At 64.0% G+C, this 26,360-nt stretch carries 30 protein-coding genes and 1 tRNA gene; 20 read left to right on the forward strand and 11 right to left on the reverse strand.

The window, feature by feature from the left end; translation table 11 throughout:
• Nucleotides 1-125 precede the first annotated feature (125 nt).
• The 5 genes from ACXAG6_RS14180 to gluQRS all read left to right on the forward strand — a co-directional run bounded on the left by ACXAG6_RS14180 (nt 126) and on the right by gluQRS (nt 4,964).
• Complete coding sequence (locus ACXAG6_RS14180) at nt 126-992, forward strand: LysR family transcriptional regulator (protein WP_475338381.1); 867 nt, start codon at nt 126-128, stop codon at nt 990-992.
• A 177-nt stretch (nt 993-1,169) separates the two neighbouring features.
• Complete coding sequence (locus ACXAG6_RS14185) at nt 1,170-1,571, forward strand: hypothetical protein (RefSeq protein ID WP_475338382.1); 402 nt, start codon at nt 1,170-1,172, stop codon at nt 1,569-1,571.
• A 358-nt stretch (nt 1,572-1,929) separates the two neighbouring features.
• On the forward strand, nt 1,930-2,718 hold the full coding sequence (locus tag ACXAG6_RS14190) for a hypothetical protein (protein ID WP_475338383.1): 789 nt from the start codon (nt 1,930-1,932) through the stop codon (nt 2,716-2,718).
• Between the two features lie 39 nt (nt 2,719-2,757).
• On the forward strand, nt 2,758-4,122 hold the full coding sequence (trmFO, locus tag ACXAG6_RS14195; RefSeq protein ID WP_475338384.1) for a methylenetetrahydrofolate--tRNA-(uracil(54)-C(5))-methyltransferase (FADH(2)-oxidizing) TrmFO: 1,365 nt from the start codon (nt 2,758-2,760) through the stop codon (nt 4,120-4,122).
• Complete coding sequence (gluQRS, locus tag ACXAG6_RS14200) at nt 4,119-4,964, forward strand: tRNA glutamyl-Q(34) synthetase GluQRS (protein ID WP_475338386.1); 846 nt, start codon at nt 4,119-4,121, stop codon at nt 4,962-4,964. The genes trmFO and gluQRS overlap by 4 nt, the downstream gene beginning before the upstream one ends.
• On the opposite strand, the gene hisI is transcribed toward gluQRS, so the two are convergent.
• Nucleotides 4,961-5,323, reverse strand: a complete 363-nt coding sequence (hisI, locus tag ACXAG6_RS14205) for a phosphoribosyl-AMP cyclohydrolase (protein WP_475338387.1) — start codon at nt 5,321-5,323, stop codon at nt 4,961-4,963. The two genes, gluQRS and hisI, sit on opposite strands and share 4 nt — an antisense overlap.
• Before the next feature lie 64 nt (nt 5,324-5,387).
• Here hisI and ACXAG6_RS14210 point away from each other — a divergent pair, with 64 nt between their 5' ends.
• Nucleotides 5,388-5,828, forward strand: coding sequence for an iron-sulfur cluster assembly scaffold protein (locus tag ACXAG6_RS14210; protein ID WP_475338388.1), 441 nt, complete (start codon nt 5,388-5,390; stop codon nt 5,826-5,828).
• A 50-nt stretch (nt 5,829-5,878) separates the two neighbouring features.
• Here ACXAG6_RS14210 and ACXAG6_RS14215 read toward each other — a convergent pair whose 3' ends face one another.
• From ACXAG6_RS14215 to ACXAG6_RS14235, 5 genes are all read right to left on the reverse strand, one after another.
• Nucleotides 5,879-6,982 (reverse strand): cystathionine gamma-lyase, encoded by a 1,104-nt coding sequence (locus ACXAG6_RS14215; RefSeq protein WP_475338389.1) that lies wholly within the window; start codon nt 6,980-6,982, stop codon nt 5,879-5,881.
• A gap of 6 nt (nt 6,983-6,988) precedes the next feature.
• Nucleotides 6,989-7,504, reverse strand: a complete 516-nt coding sequence (locus ACXAG6_RS14220; RefSeq protein WP_475338391.1) for a hypothetical protein — start codon at nt 7,502-7,504, stop codon at nt 6,989-6,991.
• Nucleotides 7,501-8,043, reverse strand: a complete 543-nt coding sequence (locus ACXAG6_RS14225) for a hypothetical protein (RefSeq protein ID WP_475338392.1) — start codon at nt 8,041-8,043, stop codon at nt 7,501-7,503. Before ACXAG6_RS14225 ends, ACXAG6_RS14220 begins: the two co-directional genes overlap by 4 nt.
• Nucleotides 8,040-8,993, reverse strand: a complete 954-nt coding sequence (lipA, locus tag ACXAG6_RS14230) for a lipoyl synthase (RefSeq protein ID WP_475338393.1) — start codon at nt 8,991-8,993, stop codon at nt 8,040-8,042. The genes ACXAG6_RS14225 and lipA overlap by 4 nt, the downstream gene beginning before the upstream one ends.
• A 108-nt stretch (nt 8,994-9,101) precedes the next feature.
• Nucleotides 9,102-9,539, reverse strand: coding sequence for an N-acetyltransferase family protein (locus tag ACXAG6_RS14235; protein ID WP_475338395.1), 438 nt, complete (start codon nt 9,537-9,539; stop codon nt 9,102-9,104).
• Between the two features lie 226 nt (nt 9,540-9,765).
• Here ACXAG6_RS14235 and ACXAG6_RS14240 point away from each other — a divergent pair, with 226 nt between their 5' ends.
• Nucleotides 9,766-10,314, forward strand: coding sequence for a redoxin family protein (locus ACXAG6_RS14240; protein WP_475338396.1), 549 nt, complete (start codon nt 9,766-9,768; stop codon nt 10,312-10,314).
• Between the two features lie 110 nt (nt 10,315-10,424).
• On the opposite strand, the gene ACXAG6_RS14245 is transcribed toward ACXAG6_RS14240, so the two are convergent.
• Nucleotides 10,425-11,156 carry a GNAT family N-acetyltransferase gene (locus ACXAG6_RS14245; protein WP_475338397.1) on the reverse strand — a complete coding sequence of 244 codons (732 nt, stop codon included), beginning with the start codon at nt 11,154-11,156 and terminating at the stop codon, nt 10,425-10,427.
• Between the two features lie 102 nt (nt 11,157-11,258).
• Here ACXAG6_RS14245 and msrB point away from each other — a divergent pair, with 102 nt between their 5' ends.
• Nucleotides 11,259-11,651 carry a peptide-methionine (R)-S-oxide reductase MsrB gene (msrB, locus tag ACXAG6_RS14250; protein WP_140014062.1) on the forward strand — a complete coding sequence of 131 codons (393 nt, stop codon included), beginning with the start codon at nt 11,259-11,261 and terminating at the stop codon, nt 11,649-11,651.
• Nucleotides 11,652-11,705: 54 nt separating this feature from the next.
• Here the strand turns inward: msrB and ACXAG6_RS14255 are convergent, their stop codons facing one another.
• A complete protein-coding gene (locus tag ACXAG6_RS14255; RefSeq protein WP_254695475.1) occupies nt 11,706-12,128 on the reverse strand; it encodes an outer membrane protein assembly factor BamE in 423 nt (140 codons plus the stop codon).
• 159 nt (nt 12,129-12,287) lie between these two features.
• Between ACXAG6_RS14255 and ACXAG6_RS14260 the strand changes: the two genes are divergently transcribed.
• From ACXAG6_RS14260 to ACXAG6_RS14295, 8 genes are all read left to right on the forward strand, one after another.
• Nucleotides 12,288-12,803: a YceD family protein gene (locus tag ACXAG6_RS14260; RefSeq protein ID WP_475338398.1), complete on the forward strand. Its 516-nt coding sequence runs from the start codon at nt 12,288-12,290 to the stop codon at nt 12,801-12,803.
• A 271-nt stretch (nt 12,804-13,074) separates the two neighbouring features.
• The gene (gene rpmF, locus ACXAG6_RS14265) at nt 13,075-13,281 is read left to right on the forward strand and encodes a 50S ribosomal protein L32 (RefSeq protein ID WP_140014059.1); all 207 of its coding nucleotides are present in this window, start codon (nt 13,075-13,077) and stop codon (nt 13,279-13,281) included.
• A gap of 24 nt (nt 13,282-13,305) precedes the next feature.
• A complete protein-coding gene (gene plsX / locus ACXAG6_RS14270) occupies nt 13,306-14,400 on the forward strand; it encodes a phosphate acyltransferase PlsX (protein WP_140014058.1) in 1,095 nt (364 codons plus the stop codon).
• 18 nt (nt 14,401-14,418) lie between these two features.
• Entirely contained in the window at nt 14,419-15,393 is a 975-nt protein-coding gene (locus tag ACXAG6_RS14275; protein ID WP_475338400.1) for a beta-ketoacyl-ACP synthase III, read from the forward strand.
• Nucleotides 15,394-15,587: 194 nt separating this feature from the next.
• Nucleotides 15,588-15,890, forward strand: a complete 303-nt coding sequence (gene ihfA, locus ACXAG6_RS14280; protein ID WP_140014056.1) for an integration host factor subunit alpha — start codon at nt 15,588-15,590, stop codon at nt 15,888-15,890.
• A 50-nt stretch (nt 15,891-15,940) separates the two neighbouring features.
• Nucleotides 15,941-17,122, forward strand: a complete 1,182-nt coding sequence (locus ACXAG6_RS14285; RefSeq protein WP_475338401.1) for a MerR family transcriptional regulator — start codon at nt 15,941-15,943, stop codon at nt 17,120-17,122.
• A gap of 74 nt (nt 17,123-17,196) precedes the next feature.
• A tRNA-Pro gene (locus ACXAG6_RS14290) sits at nt 17,197-17,273 on the forward strand.
• A 63-nt stretch (nt 17,274-17,336) separates the two neighbouring features.
• A complete protein-coding gene (locus tag ACXAG6_RS14295) occupies nt 17,337-18,422 on the forward strand; it encodes a 2'-deoxycytidine 5'-triphosphate deaminase (protein WP_475338403.1) in 1,086 nt (361 codons plus the stop codon).
• Nucleotides 18,423-18,440: 18 nt separating this feature from the next.
• On the opposite strand, the gene ACXAG6_RS14300 is transcribed toward ACXAG6_RS14295, so the two are convergent.
• The gene (locus ACXAG6_RS14300; RefSeq protein WP_475338404.1) at nt 18,441-19,355 is read right to left on the reverse strand and encodes a hydrogen peroxide-inducible genes activator; all 915 of its coding nucleotides are present in this window, start codon (nt 19,353-19,355) and stop codon (nt 18,441-18,443) included.
• A 175-nt stretch (nt 19,356-19,530) separates the two neighbouring features.
• Between ACXAG6_RS14300 and ACXAG6_RS14305 the strand changes: the two genes are divergently transcribed.
• On the forward strand, nt 19,531-20,196 hold the full coding sequence (locus ACXAG6_RS14305) for a VIT1/CCC1 transporter family protein (RefSeq protein WP_475338405.1): 666 nt from the start codon (nt 19,531-19,533) through the stop codon (nt 20,194-20,196).
• A gap of 75 nt (nt 20,197-20,271) precedes the next feature.
• Here the strand turns inward: ACXAG6_RS14305 and ACXAG6_RS14310 are convergent, their stop codons facing one another.
• Nucleotides 20,272-21,408 (reverse strand): DUF6456 domain-containing protein, encoded by a 1,137-nt coding sequence (locus ACXAG6_RS14310; RefSeq protein WP_475338406.1) that lies wholly within the window; start codon nt 21,406-21,408, stop codon nt 20,272-20,274.
• Between the two features lie 219 nt (nt 21,409-21,627).
• Here ACXAG6_RS14310 and ACXAG6_RS14315 point away from each other — a divergent pair, with 219 nt between their 5' ends.
• The gene (locus ACXAG6_RS14315; protein ID WP_475338408.1) at nt 21,628-21,972 is read left to right on the forward strand and encodes a DUF6477 family protein; all 345 of its coding nucleotides are present in this window, start codon (nt 21,628-21,630) and stop codon (nt 21,970-21,972) included.
• 216 nt (nt 21,973-22,188) lie between these two features.
• On the opposite strand, the gene ACXAG6_RS14320 is transcribed toward ACXAG6_RS14315, so the two are convergent.
• Nucleotides 22,189-23,730 (reverse strand): trimethylamine methyltransferase family protein, encoded by a 1,542-nt coding sequence (locus tag ACXAG6_RS14320; RefSeq protein ID WP_475338409.1) that lies wholly within the window; start codon nt 23,728-23,730, stop codon nt 22,189-22,191.
• A gap of 178 nt (nt 23,731-23,908) precedes the next feature.
• Here ACXAG6_RS14320 and ACXAG6_RS14325 point away from each other — a divergent pair, with 178 nt between their 5' ends.
• Together ACXAG6_RS14325 and guaA are read left to right on the forward strand one after the other, a co-directional pair.
• On the forward strand, nt 23,909-24,625 hold the full coding sequence (locus ACXAG6_RS14325) for a DUF2270 domain-containing protein (protein ID WP_475338410.1): 717 nt from the start codon (nt 23,909-23,911) through the stop codon (nt 24,623-24,625).
• A 91-nt stretch (nt 24,626-24,716) separates the two neighbouring features.
• On the forward strand, nt 24,717-26,306 hold the full coding sequence (guaA, locus tag ACXAG6_RS14330; protein ID WP_475338412.1) for a glutamine-hydrolyzing GMP synthase: 1,590 nt from the start codon (nt 24,717-24,719) through the stop codon (nt 26,304-26,306).
• Nucleotides 26,307-26,360: the final 54 nt, after the last annotated feature.

Below are 26,360 nucleotides of genomic sequence, written 5' to 3' on the forward strand. Positions count from 1 at the left end.
TATAGTTGTGCGTAGCTTTTGGAAGACAGCCTATTGTAGGGGGTCGCACATTAGTGCAAAACCGTAATGTTAAAAAGTGAAGCCTTGATTCGTAGACAGCGGAAACCTCTGGACTGGAAGTCAAAATGCCAAGCTGGGACGATCTCAAATACGCTCTTGCTCTCTCGCGCCATGGCCGCATGAACTCGGCGGCACAGAGCCTTGGGATCAATGTCGCGACCATGTCACGTCGGATCGAGCGCTTGGGCGAAGTCTTGGGTCAGCCGCCGTTTGTCAAAAAAGCAGACGGTTGGGAGCCGAGCCCAACCGTTTTGGGGCTACTCGAGATCGCGGAAGAGCTCGAGCAGAGGCTCGAAACCGAGATGAACAGCATCCACGCTGGCACAGCCGGACAAAGCACCCGCCTTTCTATCGGTTGCCCGCCCATTGTTTCGCTAATGATGCTTTACCCGAACATCGGCAACCGCGACCCCAGCCTGAAGAACGTAAACTACACTTTTACCCAGCGGGTGATGGAAGACGGACTCGGCGAGAACGATTTGGTCATCCAGTACAAGCGTCCAGAATCGGGCCGCGTGATCACCCAGAAAATTGCCACACTCACGTCCAGTATATACCGGCGCAAAGGCACGGCTGGAGAACAGGGCTGGGTCTCGCTGAGCGAGCATTTCGATGCCACGCCGTTCAACCAGAACACCTATGCGTATTTTGGCACCCCTCCGGCAATGCGGGTGCAATCAATGTATGAGCTTTACGAGATTGTCGTCGGCACCGACATTCAGGGCCCCCTGCTCGATGCCATCGCCCACGACCATCCGGAGCTTGAGCGCGTTCCGGGCGGAGAAGAGATTTCTAGCGCTGATATGTATTTGCTCTACCATGTGTCGCGGAAGGGCGACCCGGTTGTTGAGGGCACCGTTGCTTGGATCAAGGACAGTTTTGCACGGGTACAAGCACATGGAGGCGATGTTATTCGGCTGAAAACAGCTTAGGCGCGAGTTTCGCTGGAGGCTTGAAAACAAGGGGTTTGAAAGCGTGCAGCAAGCACGGATATGTGCGGAATACACATTTTGCGTTTTCAGGTTTGCATTATTTTCTATTTTCAGGATCGACTTATAGGGCCATGCTCAACTCAACGATGAAAAATCATCACTTGAGGCAGTGTAGAAATGACCCTGACACCTATGGTGCAATGTGCCTTCCGGCTCGCGTTTGCTTTCCTCCTGGCAAACCAATCCCTATCAACGCTCGTCGTGCCCTCGCTCGCGGCCGAGGCCTCCACTGGAACTTCCGAGTTCCGGGCCCCGATCGAGACAGCACAGTTTATCGCCGTTAACGCGCTTCTGATCGTAATTGCGATCTGGGTCGCTTTTGGCATTCGTACCCGCCTCGTCGCGGCCATCGGCCTGACGATTTACACGGGTTACACCCTCGCAAGCGGTGGAATTCAGGCTGATAACCTCGGCATTGGAATCTTCGTGGCATTCGGTCTTGCGCTTCCGCTCATCGTTGCGGGCGGCGGGGCCTTTGCTCTCTACCGTAAAGGATGGTCCGGCTTGACTGATCTCTAGCATCATAACCGCACTGGTCGAACGGACTTTACTCAGGGGTGTCGCGTGTTTTGCGACGCCCCTTTTTTCTTGGTTTGGAGGGGGGCCTTGATTGGTTGGCCCAGTTGGACGTCTGGTGAGGCAGAACCATTTGCATGCGCGTCGTAGCTCGGGAGTCAGAGGGTAGAAATAAGCTCCTACCGCCCTGCCCGCCGCGTCTGACACGACACCATCGAGTAAAAATGACCGCAGTCATAATTTACTCCGGTTAACCAACTTTCTCAAAATTCATTCAAATTTGGCAAGTATCGCGGCAGAAATGGAGCTGCACGACAGAGCTGGTGATAGGGGCTCCGTCTCTCGACCTGAGGATCACACCATGAAGAGCCGCTTCACCACGGCAGCCATTGCCGTGGCCGCCCTTCTGTTGCCTGTTGGAACCGCCGAGGCCCAAAGCTCCGGCATCGGCTTTTCGGGCGCGGAGCTCTCTCTTGGCCATCTCTCGGGTGACACCCCCGTTACGACATTCGACGGCACTGCCGATTTTATGATTACCGCCCAGCACGGCTTTCAGCTGGATGTCGGGATTGCGGATTATGGGGATGTCTGGTTTGGGAACCTCGCCGCGCATCTCTACCTGCAACCAAGTCCCAGTGCCAAATACGGCCTGTTCCTCGCTTATTCGGACGCCAATGACACCGAGGCGAGCACAACGGAGATGGGGGTGGAAGGGATCTGGAGCCTGTCGCAGAGCGCCACTTTGAGTGCGCGCGCAGGTTTGGGCCGGGCTGACCCTTCTGAGATCGACTATATCTTCGCTTCGCTTGGCACCAGCCTTGCTGCGACAGAGCACCTCGCCCTTAACGGTGCGCTTGGGGTGGTTGATACAGAGGAGGCGAAGACTGCGCTGACGGCGGTGACGCTGGATGTTGGGCTGAGCTATGTGCTGCCTCAGGCGCCGGTTTCGCTGCATGTTGGGGCAATCCACACCCGGATATCCGGCACGCGCGATGCAGAGGACACCCGCCTTGCGGTGGGGCTGACGGCTGCCATTGGCGGGGCGCGCGGTGCCCGTGCACCGGCGGCGGCGCGCAACTTTGCCCCGGTGCGGCCCCTCCGCCCCCTGCTGGAGCGCGCGATGGTGTGGGAGTTTGTCGGCACCCGCTGAGGGCTTTCCAAATCGGGGCGGAGCGCCTATCTCCGCCCCATGACCAAACCACTCCATATCATCGGCGCAGGCATGGCCGGCTCCGAGGCCGCGTGGCAGGCCGTGACAGCCGGCCAGCCCGTGGTGCTGCACGAGATGCGCCCTCACGTTGGCACCTTTGCCCACCAGACCGGCAACTTTGCCGAGATGGTCTGCTCTAACTCCTTCCGCTCGGACGATGACGAGCAGAACGCCGTGGGGTTGCTGCATTGGGAGATGCGCGCCGCGCAGGGCCTCGTGATTTCTGCCGCTGATCGCCATGCGCTGCCTGCGGGATCGGCGCTCGGGATCGACCGTGAGCCCTTTGCAGAATGGGTGACAGCGCAGCTGAAGAACCATCCGCTTGTCACCGTGTCGGAGCGCGAGATCACCGCCCTGCCGAAGCCGGAGGACGGGCCTGCCATAATCGCGACCGGCCCGCTGACCTCAGGTGCGCTGGCCGAGGCGATTGCCGCCGAAACCGGCGCTGAGGCGCTCGCCTTCTTTGATGCCATTGCGCCGATTGTTCATGCCGATACCGTCGATATGTCGGTTGCATGGATGCAATCGCGCTATGACAAGGGCGAGACCGAAGAAGAGCGCACCGCCTATATGAACTGCCCGATGAACAAGGCGCAGTATGAGGCCTTCATCGACGCGCTGCTGGAGGCCGACAAGACCGAGTTTCGTGAAGGCGAGACGGCGAAGTATTTTGACGGCTGCCTGCCGATTGAGGTGATGGCCGAACGGGGGCGCGAGACGCTACGCCACGGGCCGATGAAGCCTGTGGGGCTGACGAACCCGCATGACCCCGAAGAAAAGGCCTATGCCGTTGTTCAGCTGCGGCGCGACAACAAGCTGGGCACGCTCTTCAACATCGTCGGTTTCCAGACGAAGATGAAATATGGGGCGCAAACGACTGTTTTCAAAATGATCCCCGGGTTGGAGAACGCCAGTTTTGCGCGCCTTGGCGGCATTCATCGCAACACGTTTCTCAACTCGCCCACGCTGCTGGATGCCGAGATGCGGCTGAAATCGCAGCCTCACATTCGCTTCGCAGGCCAGATCACCGGGGTGGAAGGCTATGTGGAAAGCACCGCGATGGGCCTGCTTGCGGGCCGCTTTGCGGTGGCCGAGCTGCGCGGCGACACGCTGCCCCCGGTGCCGCAGACCACCGCGATGGGCGCGCTTGTCACCCATATCACCGGTGGTGCCGAGGCGAAGACCTTTCAGCCGATGAACGTGAACTTCGGGCTCTTTCCGCCGGTTGAGGCCAAGGGCGGGCGGCGCGGGCGCAAGGACCGCTACAAGGCCTATACAGACCGCGCCAAGGTTGATTGGCAGGGCTGGCTGAACGCTGCCGCCCAACCCGTTGAGCCCGCGTGACATTTACCACCCGCTTCGCCCCATCGCCCACCGGCCCGCTGCACCTGGGCCATGCCTATTCGGCGCTGCTCGCGCATGACAGGGCCCGGCAAGCGGGTGGGCGTTTCTTGCTCAGGATTGACGACTTGGATCAATCCCGCTCGCGGTCTGAGTGGGAAGCCCAGCTGAAGGGTGATCTGGCCTGGCTCGGCCTTACATGGCCCGAGCCTTGCCGCCGCCAATCCGAGCATTTGCCGGACTATCGGGCAGCATTGGAGCGGCTGAGCGCCAAGGGCCTTACCTACCCTTGCCGCTGTTCACGGCGCGACATTGCCAGCGCGGCCTCGGCCCCGCAGGAGGGCGCGGCGCATTTTGGCCCGGACGGGCTGATCTACCCCGGCACTTGCCGTGGGCGGTCGATGAGCGAGGCCGAGCCCGGCGATGCGATCCGCCTCGACATCCAGAAGGCTCTTGGCGAGGGGCCACTAACCGGATTTACCGAAACCGGCCGCGCCCATGCTGGCCAGCATCTGCTGACCGCAGATTACCTGCTCACTGGAATAGGCGACCCGGTGCTGGCCCGCCCCCACATGGGCGCGAGTTATCACCTGTCGGTGGTGGTGGATGACGCGGCGCAGGGGGTCACGGATGTGATCCGGGGCGAAGACCTGTTTACAGCCACCTTCCTCCACCGGTTTCTCCAGATGCTGCTGGATTTGCCGGTGCCGCGCTACCATCATCATCTGTTGGTGCGGGACGAGGCCGGAAAGAGGCTGGCAAAGCGCGATGATGCCCGCGCGATTGCCCGCTACCGGGATGACGGGCTGAGCCCTGATGCGATACGCCGCAAGGTCGGGCTTTAGCCCTTCATCGGGGCCATGATCTCCACTTCCGCGCCGTCTCGCACAGCGGTGTAGAAGCAGCTGCGCCGGTTGGTGTGGCAGGCTGGCCCTTCCTGCTCCACAAGCACCAGAAGGCAATCGCGGTCGCAGTCTACCCGTAGTTCCACCAGCTTTTGCACGTGGCCCGAGGTTTCACCCTTCACCCAAAAGGCCGCCCGTGAGCGTGACCAATAGGTGACCTTGCCGGTTTCCAGCGTTTTGGCCACCGCCTCGGCATTCATCCAGGCCATCATCAGCACCTCGCCGCTTGCGGCATCCTGCGCGATGGCGGGGATCAGCCCCTTTGCGTCATAGACCAATGTCTCGGTGTCAAACGACATGCCCGCTCCTTTGCAATCGCTGCGCCCGCCGCTATCTATGTTGAGCACGTGCCGGAGGCCAGCCATGAATGCCGAAAACGACCTGATAAAGCTCTATTCGGGCCGTATCCTTTCGCTTGCGGGGGATATCCCGTTGACCGAGCGGCTTGCCGAGCCTCAGGCAACGGTGAAAAAGCGCTCGCCGCTCTGTGGCTCAACCGTGACGGTGGATCTGGTTGTGGAGGGCGGAAAAATCACCGCGTTTGGGCAGGATGTGAAAGCCTGCGCCTTGGGGCAGGCCTCGGCGGCAATTCTTGGTGCGCAGGTGATTGGGCGCACGGCGGAAGAGATCACCGCCGCCCGCGATCAGCTCAAGGCCATGCTGACGGAAGACGGGCCAGTGCCGGAGGCCCCGTTCGAGGGGTACGAGGTGCTGCTGCCGGCGCGTGGCTACAAAAACCGCCATGCCTCGATCATGCTGTCACTGGAGGCCACTGCCGAAGCGATGGCGCAGGCCACGGGCTGACTCGGCCAGCCCTTTCGGAGCAGTTGACGCCCGATGGCAACGACATCACGTTAGAGCCTATCCAACCCCTCTTTCAGAGCGGCCCAGAGCGGCTCTTGCGGCTCGCAGCCGACTGAAAGCCGCACGAAGCCGGGGGCAACATCGTCGCCCCAGCGCGCCCGGCGTTCGGCAGAGCTATGGACTCCGCCGAAGGAGGTGGCGGGGCGCAGGAAGGGGCAGCCGTCGATGAAAGCCTCGGCCATTGCGGCGTCTTTGAGGGTGAGGCCGATGAGGAAGCCGTTGGTTTCCATCTGAGTGGCCGCGAGATTATGCGAAGGGTCGCCGGGCAGGCTTGGGTGACGGCAGAGGGCGATGGCCGGGTGGGCGGCGAGACGGGGGGCCAGCGCCTCTGCCGTGGCACACATGGTTGCAAAGCGGAGCGGCAGGGTTTCGAGGCTGCGGTGAAGCAGCCAAGCCTCGAAGGGGCCGGGAATGCCGCCCGCAACGGTGCGCCAGCTGCGCACGCGCTCCATCAGCGCGGGATCGCGGCTGGCGACATGGCCCATCAGGTTATCGGAATGTCCGCCGGGGGCCTTGGTATCGGAGGCGACGACCATATCGGCCCCCAGCTCCAACGGGCGTTGGCCGAGCGGGGTCATCGTGGTGTTGTCAATCACGGTGATGCCCCCTGCCCCGCGTACGGCCTCGCAGGTGGCGGCAAGGTCCACCAGATCAAGGCCGGGGTTAGAGGGGGTTTCGATGAAGACGACAGAAATGCCCTCGAAGCCGCCCTCGGCAAAGGCGGCTGTGGGGCGTTCGATGACCTCCACTCCGAGGCCGCTCAGGAAGAGATCGGCCAGCTTGCGCACGTTGTAATAGCCATCCGAGGGCACCAGCAGCTTGTCGCCCGCGTGGAGCGTGGCAAAGAGCGCCGCCGAGATTGCGCCCATGCCAGAGGGGAAGAGCAGCGCGGGGGCGTCCTCCAGATGCGAGAGCAGGTGTTCGGTTGCTTCCCATGTTGGCTGGTCAGCGCGGCCATAGCCCGGCACGCCGCCCGGCTCGCCGGGAAGGTGATACATGGAGGCCAACGTGATCGGCGGGGCTATCGGATCGCCCTTGGTGAGGCTCTGGCCCCGCAGGTGCAGGAGTTCGGCGGCTTTGGTCTCGGTGGTCATGGGGGCCTATGGCATGAAGTTGCAGGAAAGGAGCCGGCTCATCGCCGCGTCGCTCTCGCTCACGGCAAAGCGGGCCAGCAGTTCGATATGGGGCGTGGCATCGGGCTGGGCCACAAAGACGGTGGGGCCCTTGAAGATCTCGCTTACGAAGTGCTCCATGTCATCGAGGCTCGCGAAGAAATGCACGAAGCTCCCATGATCGTCCCAACTGCGGAGCCTGCCGGTGATCGGCGTGCTTCTTTTGCCCAGCGAGGCGAAGGAGAGGAAGGTTTTGCCATCGGGCACGCCGATGGTGGCCCGGGTGCCCTTGGCGAGCCGCATCATCAGGGTGAAGCGGGATTTGCGCCCACGGTCATCGAACATCGAAAGCTCGATGGTGGCGCCATTGTCGGCCGTGGCGGTGAGCGCGCATTCGCCCGCCCCGGTCCCGGCGGCGGGGCGCTTGATGAGCTTCCAGCCCTCGGCCTGCGCGGCGGGAGCCGTAAGGATGAGGCCCAGCAGGGCTGCGAGACATCTCTTCATTGCAAGCCTTCCGGGCTGGGATCACAAGCGAGCAGCAGGGCGAGCGCCTCTTCGGCCCCGTCCTCAGTCACGAAGCCAGCTAGAACACCCGCCTCGGGATGAAAGATCGTCAGCCGCCCGGCGCGGGTGGCGAGCATGAAGCGGGCGGCGTCCTGCACCGAAGCGAAGGCGTGCGAGAAGCGCCAGAAGGCGGCATCGGGGGCGAGGGTGCCTTCGAGCTGCACAGCGGCGGCGCCTGCCGGACGGAAGGCCATGGCCGTGTCGCCATCGGGCAGCGGCAGCAGCTCGCGCAGACCAGCAGAAAGCCAGAGGTCAAGCCGGAAGGGCGGCGTGTCTGGGCTGGCCTCTGCCACGGCGGGGGCGATGATGGCCAGCGCTGCGCCCTCCTCAGAGGTCAGTGCGGCGGTGCATGTGGCCTTGGCGGAATCGGTGCTTACCGTCCAACCTGCACCGGCGCTCTGGCCCGTTGCCGGGGCGATGAGCGAAGGGAAGAGTGTGGCGCTCGCGACGAGCGCAGCGATGAGCCCCCTGCCCGTCATGCTCCGGCGAGTTTGGCCAGACGGTTCTCGCGCAGGCGGGCGAAGTCATCCCCCGCGTGATAACTCGACCGGGTGAGCGGGCTGGCGGAGACCATGAGGAAGCCCTTGCCGTAGGCGGCTTTTTCGTAGGCGGCGAACTCCTCTGGCGTCACGAAGCGATCCACCGCGTGGTGCTTGGGCGTGGGCTGGAGGTATTGGCCGATGGTCAGAAAGTCGATGTCGGCGGCGCGCATGTCTTCCATCACCTGAATCACCGCCTGCCGATCCTCCCCGAGGCCGACCATGATGCCGGACTTGGTGAACATCGTCGGGTCCAGCTCTTTCACCCGTTGCAGCAGGCGCAGGGAGTGGAAATAGCGGGCACCGGGGCGGACCTCTGGGTAGAGGCCGGGCACGGTTTCGAGGTTGTGGTTGAAGACGTCAGGCTTGGCCTCCACGACGATTTCCAGCACCGAGGGGTCTGCGCGGATGAAATCGGGCGTCAGAATTTCGATAGTGGTGCCGGGCGCCTGCTTGCGGATGGCGCGGATCGTCATCGCGAAGTGCTCTGCGCCGCCGTCCTCCACATCGTCACGGTCCACGGAGGTGATGACGACGTGGTTGAGGCCCAGCTTCTTCACCGCATCGGCCACCCGGCCCGGCTCGAACACATCGAGCGCCTCGGGCGGCTTGCCGGTGGCGATGTTGCAGAAGGTGCAGGCGCGGGTGCAGACCTCGCCCATGATCATCATGGTGGCGTGGCCCTGGCTCCAGCACTCGCCCACGTTGGGGCAGCCCGCCTCTTCGCACACCGTTGTCAGGCGGTTTTCGCGCATGATCTTGGCGGTGGCAGCATAGCCCTTTGAGGTCGGGGCCTTCACCCGGATCCAAGCCGGTTTTTTCGGCTGGGGATTGTCGGGCTTCTTCGCCTTCTCGGGGTGGCGCAGGCGGGGTGGGCTTTGGTCGGTCATCTTGTCGGGCCTTTCGGGGCGCGTTTGGCCCCTAGATAGCGCGTGGGCAGGCCCGGGGAAAGGGCCTGCGACGGCGGCCATGCGCGGGGTGCAGGGCTGGGGCGAGGCTTAGGCAGGGCTTGTCCAGAGATGCTCGACATTCATCAGCCCGGAGCCCTCCTCGCGCTCGCGACACAGCTCGACAAAGCCCTCGCGGCGGTAGAAGCGGCGGGCGGCGCGGTTCTCTTCATAGGACCATGCGATCATTTGGCTTTGGCCGGCGCGGGCAAGGGTCAACAGCTGGAGGCCAACACCCCTGCCCCGCGCGGCGCGGGCCACGTAGAGACCGCAGAGGTGGTAGCCTTCCCGGTTGGAGAACCCGATGACCTCGCCCGCCGCCTCGGCGATCCATGTGGGGTGCGCGGCAAAGACCTCGGCCCAGAACGCGGCCATCGGCTCCAGCGCATCCATCGGGTCTATCCAATCCACCTCTGCGCCCCACGCGCGGATGATGCGGGCGCAGGCTGTTGCGTCTTCAGCGGTGCCGGGGCGGTAGGTGACGGGCATGGATGCAGGCTACCGCGCCGCCCTCGCCCGGTCTACAGCGGGACGCTCGCCGCGCAAGCCATGCGTTGCCTGCATGGGTTGCGGTGGAGCGGTTGCGGGGCCGTTGGAATCGTTCTAGGCAGAGCGCGAGGAGGAGTGCCGCCCCGATGGGGTGGCGTATCGGATGAAACAGGACCGGTTGCTTCTCGCTATGGGTTGCGCCGGACGAGCTATGCGAGGCAAGCCCATGAAAACCGGAATGAAACTTCCCGATGTCACCTTCCACACCCGCGTGCGCGACGAGGCCGCGGGCGGCCCCAACCCGTTCCGCTGGGAAGACAAGACAACGGCGGATTACTTCGCCGGCAAGCGCGTGGTGCTGTTCTCCCTGCCCGGTGCCTTTACCCCCACCTGCTCCACTTACCAGCTGCCCGGTTTCGAGAACGGATTTGCCGATTTCGCCGCCGAGGGTGTGGATGCGATCTACTGCATGAGCGTGAACGACAGCTTCGTGATGAACCAGTGGGCCAAGGCGCAGGGGCTGGAGAACGTGCAGGTCATCCCCGATGGCTCGGGTGAGTTCACTCGCCGCATGGGGATGCTGGTGCGCAAGGACAACCTCGGCTTTGGCCTGCGCTCGTGGCGCTATGCGGCCGTTGTGAAGGACGGCGTGGTGGAAGCGTGGTTTGAAGAGCCGGGGCTGTGCGACAACCACGGGGAAGACCCGTATGGCGTGAGCTCGCCGGAGACCGTGCTGAACTGGCTGAAAGAGGCCAACGCGGCCGTCGCGGCTTAAGGGCTTTTGCCGTGGTGGGCAGATTGCCCACCCTACGGGCGCGGGGCTTTGGCTTCGCGCCTTTTCTTTTGCGTGCCGCGCTTCAGGACGAGGCCCGACCTGAGGGGCTATCAGACGGTGGCGCGGAAGGCGGCGGCGCGGTTGGGGGGGATTGCCTCGATCTCCAGCCCGGTGAAGACGTGGAAGGTGCCAAGATCCTCATCCACCACCCCATGATCGGAAACCCAGCCGCCCAGCATCAGGAAACTGCGCAGCAACGGCGGCATTTGCAGGGTTGCGCGGCGCTTGTCGGGGGTGTGGTCGGGCAGATCGGCAAAGCGATGCACCTGCGATGATTTTATCTCTGGCCGCCACTCCGGCGGGCCGATGTGGCGGGCCCGCAGCAGGGCGAGCGCATCCAGATGCTCCGACAGATCCGTGCCGTGGAAGGAGGAGCAGCCGAAGAGAAAACGCACATCATGACTGTCGATATAATCGGTCATGCCGACCCAAGCGGTGCGCAGAATATGGGGGTCGCCCCGGAAATCGGGGTTGATGCAAAAGCGGCCCATTTCCAGCACCGGCCCTTCGTAGCTGGCCAGCGGCGCGGTGCCATAGAACTGCGCGGTGTAGCCCGAGGCAATTTCGGCCCCACCTGAGAGCGACAGAAGGCGAAAGCAGCAGGCGAGTTTGTTCTGGCTCAGGTCTTCGACCAGCACATGCAGCGCGCGGGCATCGAAGGCATCGGCGTCTGGCGCGTCGGCATCGCCGCGAAACACCGCGCCGCGCAGGGCGAAGATGGCAGGCAGATCTTCTTCCCCGGCCAGTCGCACCTGGTAACGGCCTTTTGTCAGCGCCCTCATCTGCCCGGCCTCCTCGCGTGTTTGCGAAATCTGGGTGTGCCCCTAGATATGGTTGGGCGCGAAGATAGGCGCAAGTTGTGACGGGAATATGGAAGGGCGAGCATGGCCGAGATCGAGAAAACGGACGAGGAATGGCGGGCGCAGCTTGGCGATCTGGCCTATAAGGTGACGCGCAAGCACGGCACCGAGCGGGCCTTTACACATGACGACTTTCCCAAGGATCCGGGCGTTTTTACCTGCACCTGCTGCGGCGCTCCGCTTTTTGACCAAGGTCAGAAATTTGACAGCGGCACCGGCTGGCCGAGCTTTTGGGCCCCGAAGGAGGGTGCCCAAGTGGGTGAGAGCGTGGACCGCAAGTTTTTCATGACGCGCACCGAGGTGCATTGCGCGCGCTGCGAAGCGCATTTGGGCCATGTTTTCCCTGACGGTCCGGAGCCGACCGGGCTGCGCTATTGCATCAACGGGGTGGCGCTGGAGTTTGAGCCGGACGCGTGAGTGCAGCTTGGCCCCCAACCTGCCGCAGATGCGTCGGGTTGGGGCGGATTTCGCTTAGTCGAGGAAGTCGGAAGCCTGGAAGCGCCCGAGGTTGCCCAGCAGCTGGCGCAGGAAGCTGACGCCCTTGACGTTGCTGACGGTCACACGCCGCGACAGGGCCACAACATTGCCGTCCCGCAGGGTGAACCGCTCGATATTGCTGACGCGGCCAGCCTCGGTGAAGGAGATTGCCACAAGCTGACGGTCAACAAACTCGGGCTCGCGCGGCCCCCATGTGCGGGTCCGGGCGGAGAGGTAGTAATAGCCGCTTTCGCGCAACACGCCGTAGCCCGCGGGCGAGCCCACTGCCTCGATCACGCTTTCGCGGGTATCTACACCCACTTGCAGCGCGGCAAGATCGGCATCGGAGGGCGTGTAGCCGTGATTGCGCATGCGCGCCGTGCAGGCCGCAAGTGACAGCACAAGTGCCAGAAGCACCAGCCCTCTTGCTGCGCCGGAGCCTGCCCTCGACAAAGCCGCCATCTTCCCCTCGTGCCTCAGTTTCTTTTGTCTGGTAATCGGCTTACAGAAGGATGGTGCCTACATCAAGAAAGGAAGCACATGGTCTCTGCACGTGATCCGGCCGGGAATCCCGACATGATCCGCCTCTCTGACCTGCCTGTGAAGCGGCCCACGCGATTTGCGCTGGAGCCGGAGCAAGGCGAGCTTGCGAAGTTCGCTGACGGGCTGGGCCTGCTCGGCCTGCGCAAGCTGCGCTTTGCCGGAACACTCTCGCCCATGGGCCGACAGGATTGGGCGCTGGAAGCGGACCTGGGTGCAACGGTTGTGCAAAGCTGCGTGGTTACACTCGAGCCGGTGACAACGCGGATCGAGGAGAAGGTGGTGCGCCGCTACCTCGCCGAGTTTTCCTTCCCCGAAGAGGAAGAGGCGGAGATGGGCGAGGATGACGAGGCAGAGCCGCTGCCTGCCGTGCTCGATTTGACAGAGGTGATGCGCGAGGCGCTTGCGCTTGCCCTGCCCGCTTTCCCCCGCGCCGAGGGCGTGGAATTGGGGGAAGCGGTGTTTACCGAGCCGGGCGCGGAGCCGATGACCGAGGAGAAGGTGAAGCCTTTTGCCGGGCTGGCCGAGTTGAAGAAGCGGATGGAAGAGTAGGCAGGCGGCGGAGCCTCGCTGATGCGGCTGGCTCGCGGCGGATAGGTGAGGTCGGCAAAAGGGCCGGGTGCCGCCGTTGAGAACGGGGTGCCACGCCCGCTCGCCCACCAAAACTCCGGGCTTGCTTTTCAAGAAAACTTTCGTATTTTGCCGCCTCCCTGCGGATCGGCGCTTGATCGGTGCTGCGGGGCGGCGTATGACGCGCCGGACGAGATTCCCGAAGACGCCGGGGCCGCAGATGATGTGCCCTGCCCAGACCCGAGGTTGAGACATGGCTGTCCCTCAGAATAAGATCACGAAGTCGCGCCGCAACATGCGCCGTTCGCATGATGCGCTCGTGGCCGACAATCCCGCCGAGTGCTCCAACTGCGGCGAACTCAAGCGTCCGCACCACGTGTGCGGTGCCTGCGGCCACTATGCCGACAAGGAAGTTGTCGCTGCGGCCGATGAGATCGACTTCGACGAAGACGCTGCTTGAGTGTGAAGGATCGCGCGCGCGGACATGAGTGACGCCGCCGAAACCCAAGCTCCAATGCTCCCGGCCCTTTCGGGCCGGGTTGTCATTTCTGTTGATGCGATGGGGGGAGACCTCGGCCCGGCTGCCGTTGTGGCCGGTATTGCGCAATCGGCAGACAAGAACCCCGACATCGGTTTCATCCTGCATGGTCCTGCCGACGAGCTGCGACCGCTGATCGAGAAGCGGCGGCTGGCGTCGCGCGTTGTGATTCGTGATGCAACGGGCGTTGTGCAGATGGACGACAAGCCCAGCCACGTGATGCGCCACGGCAAGGGCACCTCCATGTGGTCGACCATCGAGGCCGTCAAAAAGGGCGAGGCCGCTGTGGCTGTGAGCTGCGGCAACACCGGCGCGCTGATGGCTGTGAGCATGCTGCGGCTGCGCAAGATCGAGGGCGTGAACCGCCCCGCCATTGCCTGCCTCTGGCCGTCACGCAACCCCAACGGCTTCAACATCATGCTCGACGTTGGCGCCGATATTCGTGCTGACCAGCAGGACTTGCTGCAATATGCTCTGATGGGCATGAGCTATGCCCGCAACGGCATGGGGCTGTCGCGCCCGCGTGTGGGGCTGCTCAATGTCGGCACCGAGGAAACCAAGGGCCGCGCCGAGCTGAAGGTGGCCCATGACCTCATCGACGAAGCGGCGGTGAAGAACGACTTTGACTTCGTCGGCTTTGTCGAGGGCGGCGACATCCCGAGTGACCGGGTTGATGTGATCGTTACTGATGGGTTTACCGGCAATATCGCGCTGAAAACCGGTGAGGGCACCGCCAAGCTGATCGGAGACTTGCTGCGGCAGGCCTTCAAGCACACCCCGCTTTCGCGCCTTGCCGCCCTGCTGGCGCTGACCTCGCTGAAGCGGCTCAACAAGCGGATTGACCCGCGCCGGGTGAACGGGGGCGTCTTCCTTGGGCTGAACGGCACGGTCGTCAAAAGCCACGGTAGCGCTGATGCCACCGGGGTCTCCTCCGCGATCAAACTGGCCTTCCAGCTGGCCCAGTCGGGCTTTACCGAGCGCCTCGCCGCACGCCTTGCATCGGTGGGCCACGCGGGGCAGGATGCGCCGCATAACGAATGAGAAGAGGCAGCTGAGAGCATGGTGGTTCGGGCCGTTGTAAAGGGCGTCGGGCATTATCTGCCCGACCGCGTGGTTCCGAACGCTTGGTTCGAGGATCGACTGGATACATCCAACGAGTGGATCGTTTCGCGTTCTGGCATTGAGCGGCGGCATTTTGCGGCGCCGGGCGAAACCACGAGCCAGATGGCCGCCAAGGCCGCGCGCGCCGCACTGGCGCAGGCCGGGCTTGAGCCCTCGGACATCGACGCGATCGTGGTCGCCACCTCAACGGCCGATTTCACCTTCCCCTCTGCCGCGACGATGGTACAGGCCGAGCTGGGCATGGAGAACGGCTTTGCCTTTGACATCCAGGCAGTGTGCGCGGGCTTCGTCTTTGCCTTGTCCAACGCGCAGGGGCTGATCCTGGGTGGTCAGGCCAAGCGGGTGCTGGTGATCGGCGCCGAAACCTTCAGCCGCATCCTCGACATGGAAGATCGCTCCACAGCGGTGCTGTTTGGCGATGGCGCCGGGGCGCTGGTGCTGGAGGCCGAAGAAGGCGCTGGCACCTCGGAGGACCGGGGCGTGCTGGCGACCGACCTCAACAGCGACGGGCGCTATCGTGAGTTGCTCTATGTTGACGGCGGCCCCTCGGCCACCCGCACCACCGGCTTTTTGCGGATGCAGGGCAAGGAAGTGTTCCGCCACGCGGTGGAGAAGCTTGCTGCCACTGCGCATACCGCGCTGGATAAGGCCGGGCTGGCTGGTGGAGACGTGGACTGGCTGGTGCCACATCAGGCCAACCTGCGGATCATCAGCGCCACCGCCAAGAAGATGGGCCTTCCTATGGAGAAGGTGGTGGTGACGGTGCAGGACCACGGCAATACCTCTGCCGCCTCGATCCCGCTGGCGCTGTCGGTGGGCGTGGCCGAAGGCAAGATTCAGCCGGGGCAGGTTGTGGTCTGCGAGGCCATCGGCGGCGGTCTGGCGTGGGGCGCGGTGGTGCTGCGCTGGTAGGCCGGCCCATTGGCGGGCCTTCGCTTGATTCCATGCTCACAACGCAGCCCGTTTCGGCACAATCTGTGAACACGCCAGCCCCGAGGGGCGTGAACCGGCTAAATCCAGTGAATAAACAGCACCTTCCAACCTGCTGATATTGACTCGGAATTTCCTCTGCCCCATCCTCTCCCGAAACCAACGGGGGACTGAACATGGCCGGCAAGACACTGACGCGGATGGACTTGAGCGAAGCGGTGTTTCGCGAGGTCGGCCTCAGCCGCAACGAAAGCGCACAGCTGGTAGAGAGCGTTCTGGCCTATATGTCAGACGCGCTGGTGGCCGGTGAGAGCGTGAAGATCTCGTCCTTTGGCACCTTCTCGGTGCGCGAAAAGGCCGCCCGTGTGGGCCGCAACCCCAAGACCGGACAGGAAGTTCCGATCAGCCCCCGCCGTGTTCTCACCTTCCGCCCTTCGCACCTGATGAAAGATCGCGTGGCCGACGGGAACCGCAAGTAATCCTGCCGCAGACGCAGGCTGGCACGAGGGAACAGAGCAAGGGATAGCCCATGGGAAAAGCGCCCGACGCCTTTCGCACGATCTCCGAGGTGGCCGACTGGCTGGGCGTGCAGACCCATGTTCTGCGCTTCTGGGAAAGCAAGTTTTCGCAGGTCAAACCGCTGAAGCGCGCCGGAGGGCGGCGCTATTATCGCCCTGCCGACATGGAATTGCTGGGCGGAATCCGCAAGCTGCTGCATGAAGACGGGCTGACGATCAAAGGGGCCCAGAAGTTTATCCGCGAGAACGGTGTTAAGGCGGTGGCCGAGCTGTCGCCCCCCGTGGACGGGGCCGAAGCGCCTGCGGTGGAGCCTCCTGCCTCTGGCCTAGAAGCTGCGGCGGCCATGGTGCCGGAGACGGAGGCTGAGGTGCATGTACACCCGGCGCCGGAGGAGCCCGCGCCTGCCGTGGAGGTTGCCGGAGAAGAGCCAGCACCTGCGGTAAGTGAGCCGGAGCCCGATGTGTTTGACAGTGCCGTCAGCATGGAGGGCGAAGAGCCCGCCCCGGCTGCCGAGCTGCATATTCAGCGCGATGGACCGGGCGAGGCGGTGGATGTGACCGGCGAGGAGCCCGCACCCGCTGTGGAGCCGGAACCCGATATATTCGATAGCGCCGTCAGCATGGAGGGCGAGGAGCCCGCCCCGGCTGCCGAGGTGCATATTCAGCGCGATGGGCCGGACGAGGCGGTGGATGTCACCGGCGAAGAGCCAGCGCCTGCTGCTGAAGTGCTGGTGCTTGATGCGGGCGAGGCGGAGGCTGCGCCGGAGCAGAAGGCCAACATCTTCGGCGACGTGGACGGTGACGGTGACGACGAAGACGAACTGGAGCTGCCCAGCTTCATTCGCAAGCCGATGGAGGGGCGCGAAACCACCATCCCCCCCGTCACCCCCGGACCGCCGCCGTTGGCGGAGACAGAGGCAACAGCCAAGGAGGATGCGCGGTTTGAGGGCGTTGGAGCCGGGTCTGTGCCAGACCGTGAGCCGCCCGAGGAGACCGAGGCGGTTGAGGAGAGCGTGGAGCACGAGGCTGACACCCCTGCCCTCGCGCCGGTAGACTTTGCTGCCGCTGCTTCACCTGACACGGAGATGCCTGTGCCACCGCCATCGAGCGCCACGCCCGAGGCGGACATTGACCGGGCTCAGATCCTCCCGCTCTACGAGCGTTTGCTGGCGTTGCGGGCGCGGATGGGATGAGCGAACGGCGGAGAAACGAGGGCAACCGATCTCCCCTTGCATGGGACGCAGAATCGTCTAAAAAGCCCGAACGTCGGGCTATGGCGCAGTCTGGTAGCGCGTCCGTCTGGGGGACGGAAGGTCGCAGGTTCAAGTCCTGCTAGCCCGACCAACAGTTTCACGAACGCCCGCACCCGAAAGGGTTGCGGGCGTTCGCTTTGAAGGGGAGCGATAGGTGAGCGACGAGCCCTTGGGCGTGCTGCCCGGACAAGCGATTGCCGCGATGATCGCGCGGGGCAGCCTGCGCGGCGAACCTGCAGTGGGTGACGCCCAGATCCAACCCGCTAGTCTGGATTTGCGTTTGGGAACCGTGGCTTACCGGGTGCGCGCCTCCTTTTTGCCGGGCAAGGGCGCCAAGGTTTCGGAGCGTCTGGATGAGTTCGGGATGCATGAGGTCTCGCTAGAAGGCGGTGCGGTGCTGGAAAAGGGCTGCGTCTATCTTGTACCGCTGATGGAGAGCCTCGCGCTGGAGCCGGGGCTGACGGCGGTGGCCAATGCCAAGAGCTCCACCGGGCGGCTCGATTTGCTGACCCGGCTTGTGACCGACGAAGGCGTGGAATTCGACAGGGTGCCTGCGGGATACGAAGGCCCGCTTTATGCAGAGATTTGCCCGCGCAGCTTTTCGGTGCTGGTGCGGCCCGGGATGCGGCTGAACCAGCTGCGCTTTCGCCGGGGCCAAGCTGTGCTGGATGACGCCGCGCTGCGCGCCCTGCACCAAGAGGTGCCGCTGGTGGACGGACCTGCGGTGATCGACGAGGGCCTCGGCTTTTCGGTCGATCTGCAGCCGGGAGAGGCCGGGCTGGTAGGCTACCGCGCCAAGCCGCATACCGGCATCATTGATCTTGACCGGATCGGCGAATACCGCGCGGCGGAGTTCTGGGAGCGGATCGAGACCGACGAGCGCCGGATCATCCTTGATCCCGGCGCGTTTTATATTCTGGTCAGCCGCGAGGCGGTGACGATACCGCCGATGTATGCCGCCGAGATGGCCCCCTACCTTGCATTGGTTGGAGAATTTCGGGTGCATTATGCGGGCTTCTTTGACCCGGGATTCGGCCACGCGGAGTCGGGCGGCGCTGGCTCCCGGGGCGTGCTGGAGGTGCGCTGCCATGAGGCACCGTTCGTGCTGGAGCATGGGCAGGTTGTGGGGAGGCTGGTGTATGAGCGCATGGCTGAGCGGCCTGAGCAGCTTTATGGCGCTGATATTGCCTCGAACTATCAGGGCCAGGGGTTGAAGCTTTCAAAGCATTTCAGGGCCTGACGCGGCGCGCACTCCGGCTCACACCGGGGCTTGCGCAAGCCGGGTTTGCCCCGCTTCTCGGAGGATCTGTGCAAGGCCGCTGAACCAGCCGTCATCCATCGCGGTGCGTCGGCGCAGCAGGCCGATGCGGCGGGCAGGTTCGGGCGCACCGAAGCGGCGTAGGGCGAGATTGGGGGAGGCCGCGCATTCGGCTGCGGCGGCGAGCTCTGGCAGGAAGGTAAAGCCAAACCCCTCGGCCACGAGGCCGGAGAGGGTTGCGAGAGAGGAGGCACCGAGATCGACCCGGGTATCGGTGCGGCGCAGGGCGCAGACCTCCAGCGCCTGATCGGCGAGGCAGTGCCCCTCCTCAAGCAGCATCAGGCGGCCCGGATCGAGCGCCACGGGGCGCAGGCCCGCGCCCTGCCCTGCCAGCGTGGCGGCATTGCCTGCGAGCAGGAAGCGATCTTCGAATAGCTCTTCTTCCACAAGCCCGGCACGCCCCGAGGGCAGCGCAACCACCGCCGCGTCCAGACGCCCGGCTTCGAGCGCATCCAGCACCCGCTCGGTCTGGGCCTCGCGCACGCGAAGCTCCAGCCGCAGGTTGCGTGAGCGGATCAGGGGCAGAGCGACTGGCAACAGGTAGGGCGCGATGGTGGGAATCACCCCAAGAGACAGCCGACCGCCCAGCCCCTCCTGCCAGCGGGCGGCCTGTTCCAGCGCGTCCATCGCCTTTAGCACCGCCTTGGCATGGGCGAGAAGCTCGTGGCCAGCCGGGGTGAGCACCGCGCGGCGTGGCTGGCGCTCCACAAGGCGGAGCCCTGTTTGGCTCTCCATTTCCTTGATTTGCTGGCTCAGGGCGGGCTGGGAGACATGCACGATTTCTGCGGCGCGCACGAAGCTGCCGGTTTCGGCAAGAGCCACGAAGTATCGAAGTTGGCGGAGCGTGAGGTTCATAAGGCCATCTAATGGCCTTGCTCGTCACATGCAATTTTTGATTATGATCGGCGCGTGGCATGTTGCTCGCTGCGCGCTGGGTGGCACCCGTCGCTTGACCTCGCGCAAGGTGCTATGCACGGGGCTGAGCAAAGCTGCAGATGCTCTGACCAATAAAGCGAGGCATCCTCCCGCCATGCGCCTGACCCCACACCTCAAACAGATCACCTATGGTGGCAATGACGGCATCGTCACCACCTTCGCCATTGTGGCGGGTTTTGCTGGCGCAGGGGCCGACGGGGCGGCCGGGATTGGCGCGCTGGCGGTTTTGGTTTTCGGGCTGGCCAATCTCTTTGCCGATGGGGTGTCGATGGGGCTGGGCGAATTTCTATCGACCCGCTCGGCGCGGGCGCTCTACCGGACAGAACGGGCGCAGGTGCTGGCAGGCGCGGATGCGGCAGCGCTCGTGCGGATGTTGCAGGCGCGGGGGCTGAAAGAAGAAACAGCCGCGCAGGCCGCCGCCTACTTGAAAGAAAGCCCCTCGCTTGTGGCCGACTTGCTGGCCGGCGCGGGCGTGGCCATGCCCGACATGCGCGGCGCTCAGCCCGCGCTGGATGGGCTTGTGACCTTTCTGGCCTTCATCGCCTTCGGCTTTGTTCCACTGTTGCCCTTTTTGCTGGCCGGGCCGGAGGCGGGCAGCCTTGGCACCTCTGTTGCCGCGTCCTTGGCAGCGCTGGTCGCGCTTGGTGCCTTGCGAGCCCGGGCCACCGGCGAGGCGCTGTGGCTGGCGTTGGCAGAGGTGCTGGGCGTGGGGTGCCTCTGCGGCCTTGTGGCCTTCGCGGTTGGGGCTCTGGTTGGCTAAAAAACCCGCGCAGGGCGCACCCCGCGCGGGCTTCTGGGGAAGAGGCTGCTCACCTCAATCCATTAAACGGAGCGATCAGCCGATCATATGTGCCTCGGGGCCGTAGGCATCTTCATAGTGGCGCTTAAGCCGTTGCAGCGCGATACGGAGCACGATCTTTCCGGACCGGGCAGACCAGCCCATCCGCTTTTCTGCGGCCTCCAGCCCTTCGAGAAAGCAGCAGCACCGCAGCACCATATCACCAAGGCCGGGGCCAAGATCGCGCAGGGCCTGCGCCACGCGCTCACGGCTGGCCGCCGGGCCATTGGCCGGGCCGCTGGAGCCGCCAAACTGGCCGCGCGTGCCTGCGGTGAGGAAGTTATCCCAGTTCTGGGCAACGCGCGGGCCCATCTGCGCCATCTCGAAGTCTTCGCGCAGACGCTCGGCAGCGGCGACGAGATCGGCGGAGAGGAAGGGTTTGCCATCTTTCTCGCGGCGGCGGGAAAGCGCGGTGACAGGGCTTTCGGCGCGGTTGTAGCGAATCTTGCGGGGCCGGTCCTCGCCAGCGTCACGTGCCTCCATATCGGCGTGCTGCATGGCGAAGGGTGTCATCGCTTCGGCAAAGCCCCCTGCCCCGCAGTCGGTTTCAGCGAGCATCCGCTTGAGTGCGGTGCGGCCCGCAGCGGTGATGGCATAGCTGGCCACCCGGCCCGGCTTGCGCAGGGCAATCCACTCTTTCAGCGCGAAGGCCTGGGCCACTTCACGGTCGACAACCGCGGTGCGCGTTGAGCGGCCATCGGCGAGGCTGCGCACAACAGCGGCCTTTTCCATGTCAGCTGCGATGGCGAGCACCGCACCGCTCTCGGACAGGCGGCGCAGGATGCGGCGGCCTTCGCGGGCCACGGTTTCTTCGTCACAGATCTTGCGGTCGGGGGTGAAGTGGCGGCTCATGGTCAGGGTCTCCTTGGCGGCCCGGGTCTGCCCCGTGGCGTCGCTGAACTTGAAGTGAGCTTGCCCGAGGCTGGCAAGAGCCTCATCGACAAGCGGGTCATCACGACGCTGTTCAAACCGCCTGATCCGCCTGAGCATGGTGGAGGCGTGTACCCCTTCTGATCGCGCGAGCCCGCGGATCGTCCGGCCTGCCTCGATATGGCTCAAGTAGTTCAAGGCACTTCTGGGCACCCAATCTGGCACCATCTCGGAGTCCTCCACGTCTCCGTGAATTCCGGTCATTCCGTCCGTCCCCTTCGGCAGTCTTAACTCTTTATATATGTCTCCAGCATATACAACCTAGAGGCGAATTGGTTACCCAGAAGTTAACAATGCGTCGTAAGGCTAAGAATTGTCTAAAATTGATGAGAAATGCCTGCAGGTCCGTGCGCTCTCCCACAAATCGCGCAACACCCGCTTAGGTTGTGTGAGGATGCGATGGTCAAGCACAGGAGATAGACCATGGCCGACGACACCCCCATCTGCAACAGCGACGCAAAAACCGGAAACCAGAAGCGCAAAACCCTCGGCCCGCTCAGCGGCCTGCGCCGCCCAAGCCTTTTGATCCGCGCGGCGCGGCTCGGACTGACAGACTACTCCCGCACCCGCGACCTGAAGCGGATCATGCGCGTCACCACCCTGCCCGCCCCGACCCGCGCTGTGCGTGACCTGCTGGAAACCGAAGCCGCGATGGAGGAAGGTCGGCAGGAGGGCCTTTCGACCTATTCGGTCATTCGCCACGTTGAGGTGATGATCGCGCTGATGGCCGAGGCCCGACTGCTGCCGCAGGGGCCGGTGGAAAGCTGACGCCCAGACAGCTGCAGGCCGCCTCACATGCGGTGCCAGGCTCTGTCAGATTGCACGGCTGCGCGCTGTCTGGCGCAGCCTATGCCAGCGCCACTAGGCGGCTGGTGCGGGTGCCGTAGGCGGATACCTCATATCCATTTGCCGTGGATTGCTTTTGGATATGAGGGGCTTAAGAGCACAAGTTCTCTCCGCCTCGGTGCTCTGTATCAACAACGATTACGACATGGAGTCCGGCAGCACTTCCTTGCGCTTGGCGACGAAGGACTCGAGCTCTTCGCGGATGCCGGCGTCGAGCGGCGGGGCCTCGTAGGCGGCGAGCAGTTTGGTGACGCGCTCGGAGGCGAGGGCTGCGGTATCGCGCCCGCCCTCCTCTTCCCAGGTCTCGAAAGGTTTGTAATCAAGCACTTCGGACTTCCAGAAGGCGGTTTGGTAGTTGGCTTGGGTATGGGCGCATCCGAGGTAATGGCCGCCGGGGCCGACTTCGCGGATGGCATCCATCGCCTGACCGTTGTCATCCACCGCCACCGGCGCGGCGAGACGGTGGAGGATGCCGAGTTGGTCGGCGTCCATCACGAATTTTTCGTAAGACGACACGAGGCCGCCTTCGAGCCAGCCGCAAGCGTGGAGCATGAAGTTGACGCCCGAGAGCAGGCCCATGTTCAGCGAGTTCGCGGTTTCATAGGCCGCCTGCGCGTCGGGCAGCTTGGAACCGTTGAAGGAGCCCGAGGAGCGGAACGGCAGGCCCATGCGGCGGGCGAGCTGGCCCGCGCCATAGGTAACTTGCGAGGCCTCGGGGGTGCCGAAGGTGGGGGCGCCGGAGTTCATGTCGATCGAAGTCACGAAGGCGCCGAAGATCACCGGCGCGCCGGGTTTGATGAGCTGGGAATAGGCCACGCCCGCCATCACCTCGGCCAGCACCTGGGTGAGCGTGCCGGCGACCGAGACGGGGGCCATCGCCCCGCCGACGATGAAGGGCGAGATGATGCAGGCCTGCCCCGCCTCGGCATAGGCCTCCAGCGCGCCCATCATCACCGAGTCAAAGGTGAGCGGCGAGTTGATATTGATGAGCGAGGTCATCGCGCAGCGCCCATCGAGGCCACCAAACAGAATGTCGGCCATGGCGACGGAATCGGCGGCGCGGGACGGCTCGGTGACGGAGCCCATGAAGGGTTTGTCGCTGAGAGTGATGTGGCTCATCAGCATATCAAGGTGGCGCTTGGCGACGGGAACATCGGTTGGCTCACAGACCGTGCCGCCAGAGTGATGCAGCCATTTGCTCATGTAGCCCAGTTTCACGAAGCAGTTGAAATCATGCATCGTGGCATAACGGCGGCCGCCCGAATTGTCGCGCACGAAGGGCGGGCCGTAGACCGGAGCGAGCACGAGGTTCTTGCCGCCGATCTCGACGTTGCGCTCGGGGTTGCGAGCGATTTGCGTGAATTGGCCGGGCGCGGTGGCGCAGAGCTTGCGGGCAAGGCCACGGGGAATGTGGACGCGCTCGCCCTCAACGGTGGCCCCGGCCTCGCGCCAGCGCTCCAGCGCCTTTGGATTTTCGACGAAGGCCACGCCAATCTCTTCGAGCACCGTTTCGGCGTTGGCCTCGATGATCTCCAGCGCTTCCTCGTTGAGGATTTCGAGATTGGGAATGGCGCGGGTGATGAACTTCGCCGCCTCGATCTTCATCCCCGTCCGCTCGGCCCGGCGCGCCGCTCCGCCGCCCGAGCGCCCGCGCCGCCTGCCTGCCGCTGCTTCGACCATATGCGAATCCTCTCCCTGAAAAGGGTTGCCTTTTGAGCCTGATAGCCGATGGCGGGGCCGCACCGAGGCCGGATTGCGCCACCTCAGGGGGAAATGCGACATGTGGGCCCGGCCCGCCCACTTTGACCGAAGCCCTCCGCCTGTGCACAATGGCCCTCCATCGCGGAGGGAGGCCGCCATGACAGCACCCGCCACCACCGCCCCATCGCGGGAGGCGCGGCGCGGCACCGAGGAGCGGCTGACGCTGACCTCCCCGGAGATCACCGCGCTGGCGCATCTCTATCGCGGCGAGGTTTATCGCAGCACGATCTGGCGCACCCGGCTCGATACCACCACCAACTGGGCGGTGGTCACGCTGGGCGTGGCGCTGTCGATTTCGTTTTCCTCGCCCGGTGCCTCACCGCTGCCGCTGGTTCTTGTGGGCGTGTTGATCCTGTTGTTTTTGATGCTGGAGGCCCGGCGCTATCGCTACTTCAACGTCTGGCGGGCACGGGCGCGGTGGATGGAAACCCACTTCTACGCCCCCATGCTATATGACGGCGATCTGCACATGGAGGATGAGTGGCAGAAGGTTCTCAGCGAGGATTACCTGCGCCCGCGCTACCATGTGTCGATGTTCGTGGCGCTGGGGCGGCGCATCAGGCGCAACTACCTGTGGATCCTGCTGATTCAGTCGTTGGCCTATGGTGGCAAGCTGGTGGTGCACCCGACCTCGGTGGAGAGCTGGCAGCAGGTGATTGCGCGGGCCGACGTGGGGCCGCTGCCCGGTGAGGTGGTGATTGGTGTGGGCGTGTTTTACGTGCTGAGTTGGGCGGGGATTGCGTTTTGGAGCTATCGCCACGATGCGGCGCTTGCCGAGCGGCGAGGCAAGAAGAGTTCCAGCTCAATGGGCTAGCAGCGTGGTGGGAAAATTGCCCACCCTACGGGGCCTCGCCCGGTGCTTTGCAGGCTTGCACCCTGCCCCGCAGCGCAATATTGCCTCAGCCATGAGCACGATCCATCCCGAGCGCCACCACGAGCGCCTTCTCATCATCGACTTTGGCAGCCAAGTGACACAGCTGATCGCGCGTCGCCTGCGCGAGTTGAATGTTTACTGCGAGATCCACCCGTTCAACACGGTGGACGATGCCTTTCTGGCCGAGTTCGCGCCCAAGGCCGTGATCTTCTCCGGCGGGCCGGATTCGGTGACCCGCGAAGGCTCCCCGCGCCCGCCTGCCAGCGTTTACGAGCTTGGCGTGCCGATCTTGGGAATCTGTTACGGCCAGCAGGCCATGATGGACGACCTCGGCGGCACGGTGCATGGCGGCAAGAACACCGGCGGCGGCGGCACGGCGGAATTTGGGCGGGCGAAGGTGACGCCCTCGGACGACAGGCTGCCCCTGCTTGAAGGCTGGTTCCTCGACGGGCCGGAGCAGGTGTGGATGAGCCATGGCGACCACGTGGCCAAACTGGCCCCCGGTTTTGCCGTTTACGGCACCTCCCCCAACGCGCCCTATGCGATCACCGCCGATGTGAGCCGCAACTTCTTTGCCGTGCAGTTCCACCCAGAGGTGCACCACACGCCCAACGGCAAAACGCTCTACCAGAACTTCGTGACGCTCGCTGGTTTTGCCGGCGACTGGACGATGGGGGCCTACCGCGAGGAGGCCGTGGCCAAGATCCGCGAGCAGGTGGGCGATGCAAAAGTTATCTGCGCGCTGTCAGGCGGAGTCGATTCTTCGGTTGCGGCGGTGCTGCTGCATGAGGCGATTGGCGATCAGTTGACCTGCGTGTTCGTGGACCACGGGCTGATGCGCAAGGACGAGGCCGCCGAAGTGGTTGGCATGTTCCGCGAGCATTACAACCTGCCGCTGATCCATGCCGATGAGGCCGACCTTTTCTTGGGTGAACTTGACGGCGTAAGTGACCCGGAAACAAAGCGAAAAATCATCGGAAAACTCTTCATCGACGTGTTCCAGAAACATGCCGACGAGATCGAAGGTGTGGAATATCTTGCGCAGGGCACGCTCTATCCGGATGTGATCGAGAGTGTCAGCTTCTCCGGCGGGCCTTCTGTGACAATCAAGAGCCACCACAACGTGGGCGGGCTGCCCGAGAAGATGGGGCTGAAGCTGGTGGAGCCGCTGCGCGAGCTGTTCAAGGACGAGGTCCGTGCGCTTGGGCGCGAGTTGGGCCTGCCCGACAGCTTCATCGGCCGCCACCCCTTCCCCGGCCCCGGCCTCGCCATTCGCTGCCCCGGTGAGATCACCCGTGCCAAGCTCGACATCCTGCGCGAAGCCGACGCGGTTTATATCGACCAGATCCGCAAGCACGGGCTTTATGACGAGATCTGGCAGGCCTTTGTGGCCATTCTGCCGGTGCGCACCGTGGGCGTGATGGGCGACGGGCGAACCTATGACTATGCCTGCGCTCTGCGGGCAGTCACGAGCGTCGACGGGATGACGGCGGATTACTATCCGTTCAGCCACGACTTCCTAGGTGAAACGGCCACGCGGATCATCAACGAAGTGCCCGGGATCAACCGGGTGACCTATGACATCACCTCGAAACCGCCGGGGACGATCGAGTGGGAGTGACCGCGTAATCGTAACTGTGTTTCCGGTACATCGCCGCCGGGAACCTCGTGTTGT

Source organism: Vannielia sp. ABF1_015, from assembly GCF_056160745.1.

Bases quoted from the DNA above. Each gene is read 5' to 3' on its own strand.
- ACXAG6_RS14225 (WP_475338392.1), bottom strand. From the start codon at position 8,043: ATGACGGGCAGGGGGCTCATCGCTGCGCTCGTCGCGAGCGCCACACTC.
- hisI (WP_475338387.1), bottom strand. From the start codon at position 5,323: ATGTCGTTTGACACCGAGACATTGGTCTATGACGCAAAGGGGCTGATC.
- ACXAG6_RS14310 (WP_475338406.1), bottom strand. From the start codon at position 21,408: ATGACCGGAATTCACGGAGACGTGGAGGACTCCGAGATGGTGCCAGAT.
- ACXAG6_RS14210 (WP_475338388.1), top strand. From the start codon at position 5,388: ATGAATGCCGAAAACGACCTGATAAAGCTCTATTCGGGCCGTATCCTT.
- ACXAG6_RS14235 (WP_475338395.1), bottom strand. From the start codon at position 9,539: ATGCCCGTCACCTACCGCCCCGGCACCGCTGAAGACGCAACAGCCTGC.
- msrB (WP_140014062.1), top strand. From the start codon at position 11,259: ATGGCCGAGATCGAGAAAACGGACGAGGAATGGCGGGCGCAGCTTGGC.
- lipA (WP_475338393.1), bottom strand. From the start codon at position 8,993: ATGACCGACCAAAGCCCACCCCGCCTGCGCCACCCCGAGAAGGCGAAG.
- ACXAG6_RS14240 (WP_475338396.1), top strand. From the start codon at position 9,766: ATGAAAACCGGAATGAAACTTCCCGATGTCACCTTCCACACCCGCGTG.
- ACXAG6_RS14300 (WP_475338404.1), bottom strand. From the start codon at position 19,355: ATGAACCTCACGCTCCGCCAACTTCGATACTTCGTGGCTCTTGCCGAA.
- ACXAG6_RS14245 (WP_475338397.1), bottom strand. From the start codon at position 11,156: ATGAGGGCGCTGACAAAAGGCCGTTACCAGGTGCGACTGGCCGGGGAA.
- ACXAG6_RS14315 (WP_475338408.1), top strand. From the start codon at position 21,628: ATGGCCGACGACACCCCCATCTGCAACAGCGACGCAAAAACCGGAAAC.
- ACXAG6_RS14190 (WP_475338383.1), top strand. From the start codon at position 1,930: ATGAAGAGCCGCTTCACCACGGCAGCCATTGCCGTGGCCGCCCTTCTG.
- guaA (WP_475338412.1), top strand. From the start codon at position 24,717: ATGAGCACGATCCATCCCGAGCGCCACCACGAGCGCCTTCTCATCATC.
- ACXAG6_RS14320 (WP_475338409.1), bottom strand. From the start codon at position 23,730: ATGGTCGAAGCAGCGGCAGGCAGGCGGCGCGGGCGCTCGGGCGGCGGA.
- ACXAG6_RS14215 (WP_475338389.1), bottom strand. From the start codon at position 6,982: ATGACCACCGAGACCAAAGCCGCCGAACTCCTGCACCTGCGGGGCCAG.
- ACXAG6_RS14305 (WP_475338405.1), top strand. From the start codon at position 19,531: ATGCGCCTGACCCCACACCTCAAACAGATCACCTATGGTGGCAATGAC.
- ihfA (WP_140014056.1), top strand. From the start codon at position 15,588: ATGGCCGGCAAGACACTGACGCGGATGGACTTGAGCGAAGCGGTGTTT.
- ACXAG6_RS14275 (WP_475338400.1), top strand. From the start codon at position 14,419: ATGGTGGTTCGGGCCGTTGTAAAGGGCGTCGGGCATTATCTGCCCGAC.
- ACXAG6_RS14185 (WP_475338382.1), top strand. From the start codon at position 1,170: ATGACCCTGACACCTATGGTGCAATGTGCCTTCCGGCTCGCGTTTGCT.
- ACXAG6_RS14325 (WP_475338410.1), top strand. From the start codon at position 23,909: ATGACAGCACCCGCCACCACCGCCCCATCGCGGGAGGCGCGGCGCGGC.
- ACXAG6_RS14180 (WP_475338381.1), top strand. From the start codon at position 126: ATGCCAAGCTGGGACGATCTCAAATACGCTCTTGCTCTCTCGCGCCAT.
- ACXAG6_RS14260 (WP_475338398.1), top strand. From the start codon at position 12,288: ATGATCCGCCTCTCTGACCTGCCTGTGAAGCGGCCCACGCGATTTGCG.
- plsX (WP_140014058.1), top strand. From the start codon at position 13,306: ATGAGTGACGCCGCCGAAACCCAAGCTCCAATGCTCCCGGCCCTTTCG.
- rpmF (WP_140014059.1), top strand. From the start codon at position 13,075: ATGGCTGTCCCTCAGAATAAGATCACGAAGTCGCGCCGCAACATGCGC.
- ACXAG6_RS14220 (WP_475338391.1), bottom strand. From the start codon at position 7,504: ATGAAGAGATGTCTCGCAGCCCTGCTGGGCCTCATCCTTACGGCTCCC.
- ACXAG6_RS14285 (WP_475338401.1), top strand. From the start codon at position 15,941: ATGGGAAAAGCGCCCGACGCCTTTCGCACGATCTCCGAGGTGGCCGAC.
- trmFO (WP_475338384.1), top strand. From the start codon at position 2,758: ATGACCAAACCACTCCATATCATCGGCGCAGGCATGGCCGGCTCCGAG.